General features: G+C 61.8%; 12 protein-coding genes. 2 read left to right on the plus strand and 10 right to left on the minus strand.

What is annotated here, in order from left to right; genetic code table 11:
- Positions 1-73: 73 nt before the first annotated feature.
- The 10 genes from purH to AC07OV_RS22415 form a co-directional block, all read right to left on the minus strand.
- On the minus strand, positions 74-1,681 hold the full coding sequence (gene purH, locus AC07OV_RS22370; protein ID WP_494998170.1) for a bifunctional phosphoribosylaminoimidazolecarboxamide formyltransferase/IMP cyclohydrolase: 1,608 nt from the start codon (positions 1,679-1,681) through the stop codon (positions 74-76).
- A gap of 82 nt (positions 1,682-1,763) precedes the next feature.
- Positions 1,764-2,084: a DNA-binding transcriptional regulator Fis gene (fis, locus tag AC07OV_RS22375; RefSeq protein WP_002555375.1), complete on the minus strand. Its 321-nt coding sequence runs from the start codon at positions 2,082-2,084 to the stop codon at positions 1,764-1,766.
- Positions 2,081-3,094, minus strand: a complete 1,014-nt coding sequence (gene dusB / locus AC07OV_RS22380; RefSeq protein ID WP_495093001.1) for a tRNA dihydrouridine synthase DusB — start codon at positions 3,092-3,094, stop codon at positions 2,081-2,083. Before dusB ends, fis begins: the two co-directional genes overlap by 4 nt.
- 185 nt (positions 3,095-3,279) lie before the next feature.
- Positions 3,280-4,548 (minus strand): DUF3426 domain-containing protein, encoded by a 1,269-nt coding sequence (locus tag AC07OV_RS22385; protein ID WP_495093002.1) that lies wholly within the window; start codon positions 4,546-4,548, stop codon positions 3,280-3,282.
- A 30-nt stretch (positions 4,549-4,578) separates the two neighbouring features.
- Positions 4,579-5,457, minus strand: a complete 879-nt coding sequence (gene prmA / locus AC07OV_RS22390) for a 50S ribosomal protein L11 methyltransferase (protein WP_071491599.1) — start codon at positions 5,455-5,457, stop codon at positions 4,579-4,581.
- A 379-nt stretch (positions 5,458-5,836) separates the two neighbouring features.
- On the minus strand, positions 5,837-7,198 hold the full coding sequence (gene accC / locus AC07OV_RS22395; RefSeq protein ID WP_176997049.1) for an acetyl-CoA carboxylase biotin carboxylase subunit: 1,362 nt from the start codon (positions 7,196-7,198) through the stop codon (positions 5,837-5,839).
- Between the two features lie 17 nt (positions 7,199-7,215).
- Positions 7,216-7,680, minus strand: a complete 465-nt coding sequence (accB, locus tag AC07OV_RS22400; RefSeq protein WP_494998168.1) for an acetyl-CoA carboxylase biotin carboxyl carrier protein — start codon at positions 7,678-7,680, stop codon at positions 7,216-7,218.
- Positions 7,681-7,704: 24 nt separating this feature from the next.
- The gene (aroQ, locus tag AC07OV_RS22405) at positions 7,705-8,160 is read right to left on the minus strand and encodes a type II 3-dehydroquinate dehydratase (protein ID WP_056860456.1); all 456 of its coding nucleotides are present in this window, start codon (positions 8,158-8,160) and stop codon (positions 7,705-7,707) included.
- 296 nt (positions 8,161-8,456) lie between these two features.
- Positions 8,457-9,005 carry a methyl-accepting chemotaxis protein gene (locus tag AC07OV_RS22410; RefSeq protein WP_405046571.1) on the minus strand — a complete coding sequence of 183 codons (549 nt, stop codon included), beginning with the start codon at positions 9,003-9,005 and terminating at the stop codon, positions 8,457-8,459.
- 1,463 nt (positions 9,006-10,468) lie between these two features.
- Entirely contained in the window at positions 10,469-12,142 is a 1,674-nt protein-coding gene (locus AC07OV_RS22415; RefSeq protein WP_495093003.1) for a diguanylate cyclase, read from the minus strand.
- A 300-nt stretch (positions 12,143-12,442) separates the two neighbouring features.
- Here AC07OV_RS22415 and AC07OV_RS22420 point away from each other — a divergent pair, with 300 nt between their 5' ends.
- Together AC07OV_RS22420 and AC07OV_RS22425 are read left to right on the plus strand one after the other, a co-directional pair.
- Positions 12,443-13,510 carry a DUF2333 family protein gene (locus tag AC07OV_RS22420; protein ID WP_176997046.1) on the plus strand — a complete coding sequence of 356 codons (1,068 nt, stop codon included), beginning with the start codon at positions 12,443-12,445 and terminating at the stop codon, positions 13,508-13,510.
- Positions 13,511-13,512: 2 nt separating this feature from the next.
- Positions 13,513-14,049 carry an NUDIX hydrolase gene (locus AC07OV_RS22425; protein WP_494998166.1) on the plus strand — a complete coding sequence of 179 codons (537 nt, stop codon included), beginning with the start codon at positions 13,513-13,515 and terminating at the stop codon, positions 14,047-14,049.
- Positions 14,050-14,193 lie beyond the last annotated feature (144 nt).

Genomic DNA, 14,193 nt, shown 5'->3' on the forward strand with positions numbered 1-14,193 from the left:
CCCTCCCTCCCCCCCCCCCCCCCCCCTTCCCCCCCCCCCCCCCCCCCCCCCCCCGGCTCCTACAGTCGTGCTTTTAGTGACGGAAGTGGCGCATGCCGGTGAAGACCATGGCGATGCCGGCTTCATCCGCGGCAGCAATCACTTCTGCGTCGCGCATCGAGCCGCCTGGCTGGATCACGGCGGTCACGCCGGCTTTTGCCGCGTTGTCCAGGCCGTCGCGGAACGGGAAGAACGCATCGGAGGCCATCACCGAACCCACCACCTGCAAACCGGCGTGCTCGGCTTTGATCGCGGCGATACGCGCCGAGTTCACGCGGCTCATCTGGCCGGCGCCGACACCGATGGTCTGGCGGTTCTTGGCGTAGACGATGGCGTTGGACTTAACGTACTTGGCGACTTTCCAGGCGAAGATCAGGTCGTTGATCTCTTGCTCGGTCGGGGCGCGCTTGGTCACGACTTTCAGGTCTTCGCTGCCGATCATGCCGATGTCGCGACTCTGTACCAGCAGGCCGCCGTTGACGCGCTTGTAGTCCCAGGCAGCGGCACGGTCAGCCGACCATTCGCCGCAAGCCAGCAGGCGCACGTTGGCTTTGGCGGCGACGACGGCACGGGCCTCTTCGCTCACGCTTGGGGCGATGATCACTTCAACGAACTGACGGTCGACAATCGCCTTGGCGGTTTCGGCGTCCAGCTCACGGTTGAAAGCGATGATGCCGCCGAAAGCCGATTCGGTGTCGGTGGCGTAAGCCAGTTCGTAGGCCTGGCGAATGCCGCCTTCGGCGTCCGGGCTCACGGCCACGCCGCACGGGTTGGCGTGCTTGACGATCACGCAGGCCGGCTTGACGAAGCTCTTAACGCATTCCAGCGCGGCGTCGGTGTCGGCCACGTTGTTGTAGGACAGCTCTTTGCCTTGCAGTTGGGTCGCGGTGGCGATGCCCACTTCGGCGGGTTTGGCTTCAACGTAGAACGCCGCGCTCTGGTGCGGGTTCTCGCCGTAGCGCATTTCCTGGGCCTTGATGAACTGGCTGTTGAAGGTGCGCGGGAACTGGCTGCGGCCTTCGGTCGACAGGGTTTCAGCCGCCTGGTTAACCGTGCCCATGTAGTTGGCGATCATGCCGTCGTAGGCAGCGGTGTGTTCGAACGCCTTGAGCATCAGGTCGAAACGCTGGGCGTAGGTCAGGCCGCCGGCTTTCAGGCTTTCCAGTACATTGGCGTAGTCGCTGGCGTTGACCACGATGGCCACGTCTTTGTGGTTCTTGGCTGCCGAGCGAACCATGGTCGGGCCGCCGATATCGATGTTCTCGATGGCCGTCGGCAGGTCGCAGCCTGGCTTGTTGATGGTGGCTTCGAATGGGTACAGGTTAACGGCCACCAGGTCGATCGGCTTGATGCCGTGCTCGGCCATGATGGCGTCGTCGGTGCCGCGACGGCCGAGGATGCCGCCGTGGATTTTCGGGTGCAGGGTCTTGACCCGACCGTCCATCATTTCTGCGAAACCGGTGTAGTCCGCCACTTCTACTGCGGCCACGCCGTTGTCCTGCAGCAGTTTGAAGGTCCCGCCTGTGGAGAGGATTTCCACGCCCAGGGCTTCCAGCTCCCGGGCAAATTCGAGGATGCCGGTCTTGTCGGAAACGCTGATCAAGGCGCGGCGGATCGGCAGGCGGGTAGTCTGGTCGGTCATTTCAATTTCCATCAAAAGCAAAGGAGTCAGCAAAAAAGGCGACCGTTTTTTACGCGGGCGCCTTTCTGGTTTGATTGAATGCTTACAGCAAATCGTATTGTTTGAGCTTTTTGCGCAAGGTGCCACGGTTGAGGCCCAGCAGCTCACTGGCTTTGGTCTGGTTGCCCTTGACGTAGTTCATCACGCTTTCGAGCAGCGGCGCCTCGACTTCGGAGAGCACCAGGTTGTACACGTCCGTGACGGAAGCGCCCTCAAGGTGGGCGAAATAATTGTGCAGCGCCTTCTCGACACTCCCGCGAAGGGTCTGGCCTTCTTCGCTCGGCGTGTTGAGGTGCTGTTTCAAATTGACGTTGTCGCTCACGGGTGTTGTTCCACTCACTAAAGTCTCGGTCATCATCGTCATGCGGCCACCCCCTCTCCGTCCCCTGTCCCCAGGCTCTTGTAACGCTCGCTGAAGAACTCACGAACGTTGGCGCACTGTGCTTCCGTATCATCCAAACGATTGAAGTGGGCGCGAAACTCCCTGGCGCCCGGCAGGGTTGCGAGATACCAGCCGACATGCTTGCGAGCAATGCGTACTCCCATCACGTCCCCATAGAAGGCGTGCAGGGCGGCCAGATGCTCTAGCAGAATACGTTCCACCTCGATCAGCTCCGGTGCCGGCAACACTTCGCCGGTACGCAGAAAATGCTCGATCTCACGGAAAATCCACGGCCGCCCCTGGGCGGCCCGGCCTATCAACAGACCATCGGCACCGGTTGCGTCGAGTACTCGCCGGGCTTTTTCGGCTGAGTCGATATCGCCATTGGCAAAGACCGGCATCGACACTGCCTGCTTGATCGCGGCGATGGTGTCGTACTCGGCTTCACCGGTGTAAAGGTCGGCGCGGGTGCGGCCATGCACCGCCAGCGCTGTAATTCCTGCCTGTTCGGCGATCTTCGCCACCGTCAGGCCGTTCTTGTTGTCCCGGTCCCAGCCGGTACGGATCTTCAGGGTGACCGGCACATCGACTGCGGCGACAACGGCCTGCAGGATCTCGGCAACCAACTGCTCATCTTTCAACAGGGCGGAACCGGCGGCCTTGTTGCAGACCTTCTTGGCCGGGCAGCCCATGTTGATGTCGATGATCTGTGCGCCCAGCTCCACGTTGGCCCGGGCCGCATCCGCCAGCATCTGTGCATCACCACCGGCGATCTGCACCGAGCGGGGCTCGGGATCACCTTCGTGGATCATGCGCATGCGCGATTTGCGGGTGTTCCACAAGCTCATGTCGCTGGTGACCATTTCCGAGACTACAAGACCTGCGCCCAAACGCTTGCACAGCTGACGAAAGGGCTGGTCGGTGACACCCGCCATCGGGGCGAGAATCAAACCGTTTTGCAATGTGTATGGGCCGATGCGTACCGCCGACATAGGACTTCCCTGTTGTGGGGCCGGATCATTAGAGTTCGAAAAAGGGTTGGCATGATACCCGCTCTCGATGACTGGATAAAGGCTGAATTGGATAAAATCTGAACAGTTATTTCTTTATCGCCGTCGGTTTGGTCGAGCACGGCAAAGTCAATATGCCGCCGTCAAACCTTCGTGCATGAACCGGTTCACTCGGGCGAGTGGAAGCTCAGGCTGTAATTCACGGCTTTGTTGCCTGGATCCAGGATATCGAGGGAGATGTGGATCGGTGTCTGCGATGGCATTTCGCTCACGCCGGCCAGTTCACCGTTGAGGTATTCGGCAGGCTTGAAGCGACGACTGGCAATCAGGTTGCCGTTCAGGTCGGCAAAGCGCAGTTCCAGCAACGGGAAGGGCTGGGAGAACGTGGCGCGGTTATAGATGATGGCGTCCACCACCAGCGCCCCGGCGAAGTCCGGGTGGCTGCGCACCACCAGGTTGCTGCTCTTGATATGGGCGATATCCACCCGCGATGGCACCGTACAGCCCACTTTCGGGCACAGCTCCTGGAACCACGGGCGGTAGGCATCCTGGCGGGCCAGGTCGTCGAATTGATAGGCAATGTGCTGGCCAGCGAGGCCGGCGGCAGCGATCAGCACCAGCAGCAGCCAGATCAGGCGACGGCCCCAGCCCGATGGACGCTTTTGTGCGTACAGGTGCAAGGGGTCGTCTTCAAGGTCCTGCAGCACATCGTCGTGAACGCTGGCGGGGCTGCGTGCCCGTTGCTTGCGACGAGGCTGGGGGCGCTCCTCGGGCTCGGCGTAGTCCTCGCCGTGGGTGACGGGGCTGAAGGGCGGGTCGATGTCTTCGTCGTCCACAGTTGAGCGCAGGGTGGGCTCATCGTCGAGGTCATCGATGTGCAGCGACATGGACGGTTCGGTGCGCTGCTTGGCCGCAGGTGCCTTGGCCGGTTCAGGTTCGATCTCGGGGGCGGCGGCGCGCTCTTCGGGCGGTTCGCTGAAGAGGCTGGCGGCCCATTTCTCTTCTTCGGCCTTGACCGAATCGCGGCTGGCGCTGAGGGGCTCTTCCTTTTGCCGACGATCGGCGCCCGGCTGACGCCGGTCTGCGCCAACGGGCAGGGTGTGCTGAATCTCGCGGCGTTCCAGCTTGGCCAGTTCTTCGTCCAGGTCCAGGTTGTCCAGGTCCAGCTCTTCGGCCGTCCACTGCTTCTGGCTGATGGCTCGCGGTGCCTGCGGGGTGGCTTCAGGCGCAACGTCGGGCACTGGCTCGGCGGCAACCGGCTTCTGCGCTTCGGGGGCCGATGCGCTGGCGCGTTGCTCCAGCAACTGGCGAGCTGCGTTGAACACTTGCAGGCACGAGCCGCAGCGCACCACGCCACGGGCCACGCTCAACTGGGCGTGGCTGACGCGAAAGCGGGTCTGGCAATGCGGGCACTGGGTGACGAAACTGTCGGTCATGCGGCCATCCGATTCAGGCAAGCGCTCATTCTAGCGCCGACGACCGCTGATGCGTACCCAGCCATCACGGTTGGCGATCGGGTCCAGCTCGAAATCCTTCGCGTAGGCCGCGGCGACGTCTTCGCCTTGCTCGGCGAGGATGCCCGACAGTGCTAGGCGCCCGCCCGGCTTGACCAGGCTCGACAGTTGCGGGGCCAGGGACACCAGCGGGCCGGCGAGGATGTTCGCCACCAGCACATCGGCCTGCACCTGCGGCAATTGCTCCGGCAGGTAGAGCGGGAATTTGCCTTCAGGGATGTTGTTGCGCCCGGCGTTATCGCGGGAGGCTTCCAGGGCCTGCACGTCGATGTCGGTGCCCACCGCCTCTTTGGCGCCCAGCAGCAGTGCGGCAATCGCGAGGATCCCCGAGCCGCAGCCGAAGTCCAGCACGTGGCTGTCGGTCAGGTCCTGGCCATCCAGCCATTCCAGACACAGCGCGGTGGTGGGGTGGGTGCCGGTGCCGAACGCGAGGCCCGGGTCCAGCAGCAGGTTGACCGCATCCGGCTCTGGCGCGGCGTGCCAGCTTGGCACGATCCACAGGCGCTGGCCGAAACGCATGGGCTGGAAGTTGTCCATCCAGCTGCGTTCCCAGTCCTGGTCTTCGATGACTTCGCTGTGATGCTCGGGCAGCGGGCCGCCGGTGAGCAGTTCCATGTGGGCCAGTACGCTGGCGGCATCGGTGCCGTCTTCGAACAGGGCCAGCAAATGGGTGTGGGACCACAGCGGGGTGGTGTTGAGTTCCGGCTCGAAGATCGGCTGGTCTTCGGCGTCCATGAAGGTTACCGATACGGCGCCGACTTCGAGGAAAGCGTCTTCATAGGTTTCGGCTTGTTCTGGGCTGATGGCGAGACGGACTTGCAGCCAAGGCATGGCGGGCACCTTTGAAAAAATTGAATGTGCAGCGCAGTGGGGCTGCGAAAGGGCGCAAGTTTACGCGAGCGGCGGGAGGGGTGTACACATAACAAATATGCGAGCGGGCTTGTGTGGGAGCTGGCTTGCCTGCGATAGCATCACCTCGGTATTACTGATACTCCGATGCGACTGCATCGCGGGCAAGCCCGACTCCCACACAAGCCCGCTCCCACAGAGGAATGTATCCATCCTGAAATTGTAGGAGCCGGCTTGCCGGCGATGGCGGCCGTGAAGTTGATGCAGGGCTTGCGGGCCTATCGCCGGCAAGCCGGCTCCTACACGTAAGTGGCCACCCACAAAAAAACCGCCCGAGGGCGGCTTTTTTGTGGGTGGTCACTTACTGGTTAGCCAGCTTGTGTTCCAGGTAGTGAATGTTCACACCACCTTCGCAGAAGCCTTCATCACGGACCAGGTCCCGGTGCAGCGGGATGTTGGTCTTGATGCCGTCAACCACGATTTCGTCCAGGGCGTTACGCATACGGGCCATGGCCTCGTCGCGGGTGGCGCCCCAGGTGATCAGCTTGCCGATCAGCGAATCGTAGTTGGACGGAACCTTGTAGCCGCTGTACAGGTGCGAATCCACACGTACGCCGTTGCCGCCGGGCGCGTGGAAGTGCTTGACCAGGCCAGGGCTTGGGATAAAGGTTTTCGGGTCTTCGGCGTTGATCCGGCACTCCAGGGAGTGGCCGTGGATCTTCACGTCGTCCTGGGTGAAGGACAGCGGGTTGCCAGCGGCGATGCTCAGCATCTCCTTGACGATGTCGATACCGGTGACCATCTCCGAAACCGGGTGCTCTACTTGCACACGAGTGTTCATCTCGATGAAGTAGAAGCGGCCGTTCTCGTAGAGGAACTCAAAGGTACCGGCGCCACGGTAGTTGATGTCGATGCACGCCTTGACGCAGCGAGCCAGGACTTCCTGGCGGGCTTTTTCGTCCAGGCCCGGTGCCGGGGCCTCTTCCAGTACCTTCTGGTGGCGACGTTGCAGCGAGCAATCGCGGTCACCCAGGTGAATGGCGTGGCCCTGGCCGTCGGACAATACCTGCACTTCCACGTGGCGTGGGTTGGTCAGGTATTTCTCCAGGTAGACCATCGGGTTGTTGAACCAGGCGCCGGCTTCGGAGCGGGTCTGCTTGGCGGCTTCGATCAGGTCTTCTTCCTTGTGCACCACGCGCATGCCGCGACCACCACCGCCACCGGCGGCCTTGATGATCACCGGGTAACCGACTTCGCGACCAATGCGCAGGGCGGTTTCCTCGTCTTCAGGCAGCGGGCCGTCGGAACCTGGAACGGTTGGCACGCCAGCCGCGATCATGGCTTCCTTGGCGGAGACCTTGTCACCCATCAGGCGAATGGTCTCGGCTTTGGGGCCGATGAAGGTAAAGCCGGATTTTTCCACCTGGTCGACGAAGTCGGCGTTTTCCGCGAGGAAACCGTAGCCTGGGTGGATAGCGGTAGCGCCGGTCACTTCTGCCGCGGCGATGATGCTTGGGACTTTCAGGTACGAGTTCGTGGCCAGTGGCGGGCCGATGCAGATGCTTTCGTCCGCCAGTTTCACGTGCATCAGTTCCGAGTCGGCCGTCGAGTAAACAGCGACGGTCTTGATGCCTTGTTCCTTACAGGCGCGCAGGATTCGCAGGGCGATCTCACCGCGGTTGGCGATCAGGACTTTTTCCAGTTTCTTCGCAGGTTTCAACATCGAAGGCACTCCGCGGTTCAAACGATGGTGAACAGCGGCTGGTCGTACTCAACCGGCTGACCGTTTTCTACCAGGATGGATTCGATGACGCCGGCTTTTTCAGCCGTGATGTGGTTCATCATCTTCATCGCTTCAACGATGCAGATGGTGTCGCCCACTTTCACGGTTGCGCCGACTTCAACGAAGGCTGGCGAGGTCGGTGCCGGGGTGCGGTAGAAGGTACCGACCATTGGCGACTTGACCACGAAACCGTTCAGCGCAGGCGCGGCCGGGGCGGCAGGTGCAGCGGCGGCAGCAGGCGCGGCGGCCGGAGCAGCAGCGGCTGGAACCGGTGCTTGCATTTGCGGTGCGTAGAACTGTTGAGCCGGGGTCTTGCTGTGACGGCTGATCCGTACGGACTCTTCGCCTTCCTTGATTTCCAGCTCGTCGATACCGGATTCTTCCAGCAGTTCGATCAGTTTCTTAACTTTACGGATATCCATGAATCATCAACTCCCAAGGGTCGGTCAGGGGCGCTTGGCCGGTTGTTCAAGTTGTTCCAGGGCGGCCTCCAGGGCCAGTCGGTAACCGCTGGCGCCAAGGCCGCAGATCACACCTACCGCAACGTCGGAGAAGTAGGAGTGATGGCGGAAAGCTTCGCGTTTGTGCACGTTCGACAAATGCACTTCGATGAATGGGATGCTCACCGCCAGCAGCGCGTCACGTAATGCAACACTTGTGTGCGTAAAAGCGGCGGGATTGATCAGGATAAAGTCCACGCCTTCGCCACGCGCGGCATGGATGCGATCAATCAATTCGTACTCGGCATTGCTTTGCAGGTAGAGCAGATGGTGGCCGGCTTCACGGGCCCTGCGTTCCAGATCGAGGTTGATCTGTTCCAGGGTGACTGCCCCGTAGACGCCCGGTTCACGGGTGCCGAGCAGGTTCAGGTTGGGTCCGTGTAGAACCAGAAAGGTCGCCATCGGCTGTTCCTTGTTATTGATGTGGGTACGGCAGAACCCGGCGACTATGCCGCAAAGCCTTTGTGACTGTCCAGTTCTATGCAGTAGGCAGCACGATTAGCGAGGATAGCGCGAAATTTGTGACTGTGGCCTCGTATCCGGTCATTGGAAACACGGTGATGAGGTAGACGCAGATCAATGTGGGAGCTGGCTTGCCTGCGAAAGCGGTATGTCAGCGCCGGATAGGTTGCCTGATCCACCGCTATCGCAGGCAAGCCAGCTCCCACAGGTTGATCTCTATTTGATTCGGGATCGCGTCACACGCGGAAGGCTTTCACCGCCGTGTTGAGATGCCCACCCAACACCAGCAAATGCTCACCCTGGCTACGGCCCTGCCCGATACGCAGCAGGTTGTCCTCGCCCAGCTGGTGAATTCGCTCACTGTTGTCACGGATTTCACTGACGGCACCGCTCTGCTGCGCGGTCACATCGGCGATGCGCACGGCGGTTTCAGAAATGGTCTGGATCGCGCCGACGATTTCATCCAGCGCACCATCGGCCGCCTGGGCCTGCTGGGCCGTGGCTTCGGCGTGTTCGACCTGGGCGCGCATGCCTTCCACCGATTGGTGGGCGGCGCTTTGCAGGCCGGCGATCAGGGTCTGGATTTCGGCGGTGGCGCCCGCGGTACGCTGGGCCAGGGAACGCACTTCGTCGGCCACCACGGCAAAACCACGGCCGGCCTCACCGGCGCGGGCGGCTTCGATGGCGGCGTTGAGGGCCAGCAGGTTGGTCTGGTCGGCAATCGAGCGGATCACCGTGAGTACACCGCCGATGGTGGCGGACTCTTCGGCAAGTTTCTCGATCATCTGCGCATTTTGCTGCACTTCACCCACCAAGGCATGCAGCCCGGTCAGGCTCAAACCGATGACCCGCTGGCCGTGCTCCACCGCCTGGCCGGCACTGCGGCTGGCACCGGCCGCCTGGCTGGCATCGCCCGCCACTTGCTGGATGGTCGCCTCCAGTTCGCCCAGGGAATCACGGATCTGCGCGGTATCCCCGGCCTGGCGTTCGGCGCCGTCATGCAGGCCGCTGCTCAGTTCCGCCAGCGCGCGGCTGCTGCCGGCGACTTCTTCGGCATTGCCGCGAATCGTGCCCACCAGGTCCACCAGGTAGGCTCGCAAGCGGTTAAGGGACGCTTCGATATCGTGCAGTTCGCGGTTGGTCTTGCCCAGGGCGATCGGCTGACTGAAGTCGCCTTCGGCCCAGGTCGACAGGGCCGGGGCCAGGTTGGTCAGCACGCGGGCCAGGCGGCGTTGCAAGGTGTCGATCAACAGTGCGATCAGCAGGATCAAGCCAATCATCACCCCCTGCATCAGGCGCACTTCGCCCTGGATCTTGCCGTGTTGGGCGCGTACCACCGGCTCCAGGCCGGCAATGGCTTCCTGCACGGCCTTGATTTTCAGGTGCGTGGCGGTGGCCAGGTCGGCCCGTTGCTGGATCTGGTCGCGGGTGCGCTTGAGTTCGGCGGGGTAGCGGGTCAACAGGCTGTTGAGTTCGCGCTTGAGGTCGACGCCGGTGTCCTGGGCGACGGTTTTTTCGCTGTTTTCCAGGCCCATCATGGCGGAGAAATCATCGCTGCTCGATTCGGCGGCCGCGGTCACCCCCAGCAGTGGCAGCTGCGCCAGCAGGTCGGCCTGGGCACGGATGCTGGTGATCTCGCGTTCCACGTCATCGGCCAGCTCGGCACGCCCGCTGCTCACCAGCTTGTCGCGGGCCAGGGACAACTTGCCCAGATGCTGGGAGGCTGCCAACAGCGGCGGCAGGTAGCGCGCAGCTTCAGGCGTATTAACGCCGATGGCGTACTGGCTTAGTTGCTCCAGGTTCGCGCCCAGTTCGCGTTCGGCTTGCAGCAGCAAGGCTTGCGGGTCGCCCGCCAGCTTGCCGGCGGCCAGCAGGTCGGTTTTGCTGAAGCCATCGAGGTCAACCAGGCTCGGGCGCAGGCTTTGCGCCAAGTCGGCCGGCAAATCGTCCAGGTGCTGCAACAGGTTTTCCAGGCTTTGGCTGGCACTGCTCAAGCGCAGGGCGTCACCGCTGGCCAGGTAGTCGTCGATGTTGCGTGCGGCGTGATTCTGAAAATTCTGGGACAGGCCCAGGTAGCGTTCCATCAGCAAGTAAGGCCGTTCCAGCGCCCGTTGCGACCACCAGAGTGTCGCCCCAAGTGCCAGGCACACGGCCACTAGAAGGAGGGTATTGAGATTGGTCAGCAGCTTCAGGCGCATGCGTGGTTTCAACCGACAGCAAAAGATAAGTGCCTGAAGTTATTGCGTTTTCATTGCAAGGTTATGACGGAATCAGTGGATTCCGGTGAAAAGGTGGCACTTTGCTTTGACGTGCGCGCAGCTTGTACGCGGTTGCGTCCGGCATCCTTGGCCCGGTACAGCGCCTCGTCGGCCTGGGCCGCCATCATCAGGCTGTCGGAACCGTCGCACAGCTCCACCAGGCCTGCACTGAAGGTGCACCACAAATCCTGCGGTTGGGCGGGGTAGTGGATTTCGGCAAAGCGCCCGCGAATTTCATCCAGCACCTTGCAGGCCGATTCCAGGTCGGTGCCGGGCATCACGATGGCGAATTCTTCACCGCCGTAGCGCCCTATATAGTCGGTCTTGCGCAAACGCTGCTTGAGAAACAGCGCCAGGCTCTTGATCACGCGGTCGCCCATGGGGTGGCCGTGGCTGTCGTTGACCCGCTTGAAGTGGTCGATGTCGAGCATGGCAAAGCTCAGCGGCTTGTTCTCGCGACGTGCGCGGAAGCTGCAGTCTTCGAGCAATTGCAGGATATGGGTGTGGTTGTACAGGCCCGTCAGGCTGTCGCGCACCATCCGCGCTTTCAGGTTGCGCGCACGGGCGGCGCGGTTGCGCACGGTGGTGATCAGGTGGCGCGGCTTGATCGGCTTGGTGAGGAAGTCGTCGCCGCCTTCGCTCATGGCGTCCAACTGTTTATCCAGGTCGTCCTCGGCCGACAGGTAGATGATCGGCACGCTGACATAGCGGTCATTGTGGCGGATCACCTTGGCCAGTTCAGTGCCGGTACAGGCGGGCATATACATGTCGAGGATGATCAGGTCGGGCTGGAAGTCCGCCAGCTCGGCCATGGCCTGGATCGGCTCGATCAGTGTGCGGGTGACGATGCCGGCGCTGTTGAGCAGGCGCTCGGTGTGCAGGGCCTGGGCCCGGGAGTCGTCGATGATCAGCACTTTGTAGGGTTCGTACTGGGCGACGCAGGTCAGCACTTCGATCTTTTCCAGCAGGCTTGAGGCTTCCAGCGTGCCGGTGAGGAACTCCTGGCCCCCGGCGCGCACGGCGGCCAGGCGGGTTGGGGTGTCGGTTTCGTGCAGACTGAAGAACAACAGTGGCAGCTTCTGCTCCAGGCCTTCCTGGGCTTCGGCGGCCAGCGTGAGGCCCAGGCCGGTGCCGCAGAAATCCACGTCCATGACAATCGCCGAAGGCAAGCGCTCGGCCATCGACGCACGGAACGCCGCCACGCTGTCCAGGGACTGGGCGCTCATGCCGAAGAATTCCAGCTGCTTGGCCAGGCGCTCGGCGCGGTCGTGATCGGCCAGCATCACGTAGATCGGCTTGCGCATCGGCGGCAGGAAGGTTTGTTCCAGCTGGTCGCCCTGGCGCAGGCCGGTGCGGGACAGGCGTTGCATCAAGCGGTTGAGTTCGGTGATCAGATGGCTGCTGAGGCGCCCGCGGTTTTCATCCACCGCCTTGAGGGACTCGCCGATATGCCGCGCCAACTGGCCGTGTTCCGGTTGTTCGAAACGCTCGGCAAAGCGCAGCAGGCGCAAGTTGGCTTCGCTGAGTTCGGACAAGTCTGCGTTCGACCATTCACTGCGTTGCAGGCGCTGCCAGATCTCAAGAATTTGACGTGCCTGATGAATTACCCGCTGGGCAAAATGGTGCTTGAGACGCTCACGGCTGGGGTCTTCTGGCTCGGTCATATCCTGACTACTAGTTAGGGTGCATGCTGAGGTCGACTGATGGCTCTATGCTAGCACCTCTTTTCTGTTACATGAGTGTCATACGTCAATTAAGTACGTGTCTGTGTGATTCAGTTTTTGACCTCATGGTCGCGCAGCGTAAAAAGCGTGCATCCTTTATAGTCGAACATCTCTCGCACGCCACTTTCGGTTAAAAGCGCCCGCGCCGATGGGCACGATGGGGTAGGGTTGTGGTCGGAGTGTTTGAACGCACCCGGACCATTGACGTGCATGAACTCAAGTGATTGAAAGGATATCGCCATGCTGGACTGGAAAAACCGCGAAGGCACTGCCAAAGGCCCCGCCCCTGAGCCCAAGTCGGCCAACCGCAGCTATTTTCGCAACCTGCTGATGAGCAAGGCCTTGCTTAGTGTGCTGGGTCTGTACCTGCTGGTGACCGGCGCCCTGGGTTGGTACTGGAGCGAAGAACCGGCGCTGTTCCCGGTCCAGCAGAACGCCCAGCTGGCCGCCGAGAAGGAAGGCAAGCAGATGGTGGTGGGCTTCACCACCGTCGAAACCCTCAAGACCGTGGTCGGCACCTTGCTGAACAAGCCCGGTGGCTACATTTCCAACGACCGTTTCCCGCCAGGCCTGTGGATGGACAACATGCCGAGCTGGGAATACGGCGTGCTGGTGCAGGTGCGCGACCTGACCCGCGCCCTGCGCAAAGACTTCGCCCGTTCGCAGTCGCAGTCGGCTGAAGACGCCGACCTGGCCAAGGCCGAGCCGCGTTTCAACTTCGACAACAAGAGTTGGGTGCTGCCGTCCAGCGAGTCGGAATACCAGGAAGGCATCAACTCCCTGAGCCGCTACGAAGCGCGTCTGTCGGACCCGAACCAGAAGGGCGCGTTGTTCTATGCGCGTGCCGACAACCTGAACAACTGGCTGGGTGATGTCGCCACTCGCCTGGGTTCGCTGTCGCAACGCCTGTCGGCGAGCGTGGGTCGCGTCAAGTTGAACACGGCGCTGAAAACCGAGGCCCTGGCCCCGGGTGAAGTGCCGCAGGTCGATGAAGAAGTGGTGGAAACCCCCTGGATGCAGATCGACAACGTGTTCTACGAGGCCCGTGGCCAGGCGTGGGCCTTGTCTCACTTGCTGCGCGCCATCGAAGTGGATTTTGCCGATGTACTGGCCAAGAAAAACGCCACCGTCAGCGTGCGCCAGATCATTCGTGAGCTGGAAGCCTCGCAGGAGCCGGTATGGAGTCCTATGATTCTTAACGGCAGTGGTTTCGGTGTACTGGCGAACCACTCGCTGGTCATGGCTAACTACATTTCCCGGGCCAACGCTGCAGTGATCGATTTGCGTCAGCTCCTCAACCAGGGTTGATGATGGACGCCACTCAAAATGAGGCCGCGCACCGTGCGGCCTCCGATGCTGAACTGATCTGCTGGGTCGACGAGCAGGACAACCTGCTCGGCACCCTCGTTCGCGCCGACCTGCGCCAGCGCGGCCTGATTGGCCGTTGCACCTTTATCTTCCTGTTCAATTCAGCCGGCGAGCTGTGTGTGCATCGGCGCACCCTGAGCAAAGCCATGTATCCCGGGTTCTGGGACACGGCAGCGGGTGGGATGGTGGCGGCCGGCGAGAGCTACGCGGATTCGGCAGCCCGTGAGCTTGAAGAAGAGTTGGGCGTCGGCGGGGTGGTGTTGACCGAGCACGACCATTTCTATTTTGAAGATGGCGACAGCAAGTTGTGGTGCAAATCCTACTCGGCGGTCTGGGATGGCCCCCTGCGCCTGCAGCCCGAAGAAGTGATGGAAGCGCGCTTTTTACCCCTTGAAATTGTCCTGCAGGAGGCCGAACAAAAGCCCTACTGCCCGGACGCTCAAGAGGGGTTGCGGCGTTATCTCGCTTCACGTCGCTAAAGTTGCATAAATTGGCGCCATTTGGCTCTTAGCAACGGGGCTTTTTGCCGTTACACTGCGCGACTTTTCACCCGTACCACCCAGCTTCACCCCGTATTCACTGTAGGAGCCGGCTTGCCGGCGATGGCGTCCTCAAGATCACCA

The sequence above is a fragment of the Pseudomonas sp. GW821-FHT09A09 genome, from assembly GCF_059418405.1.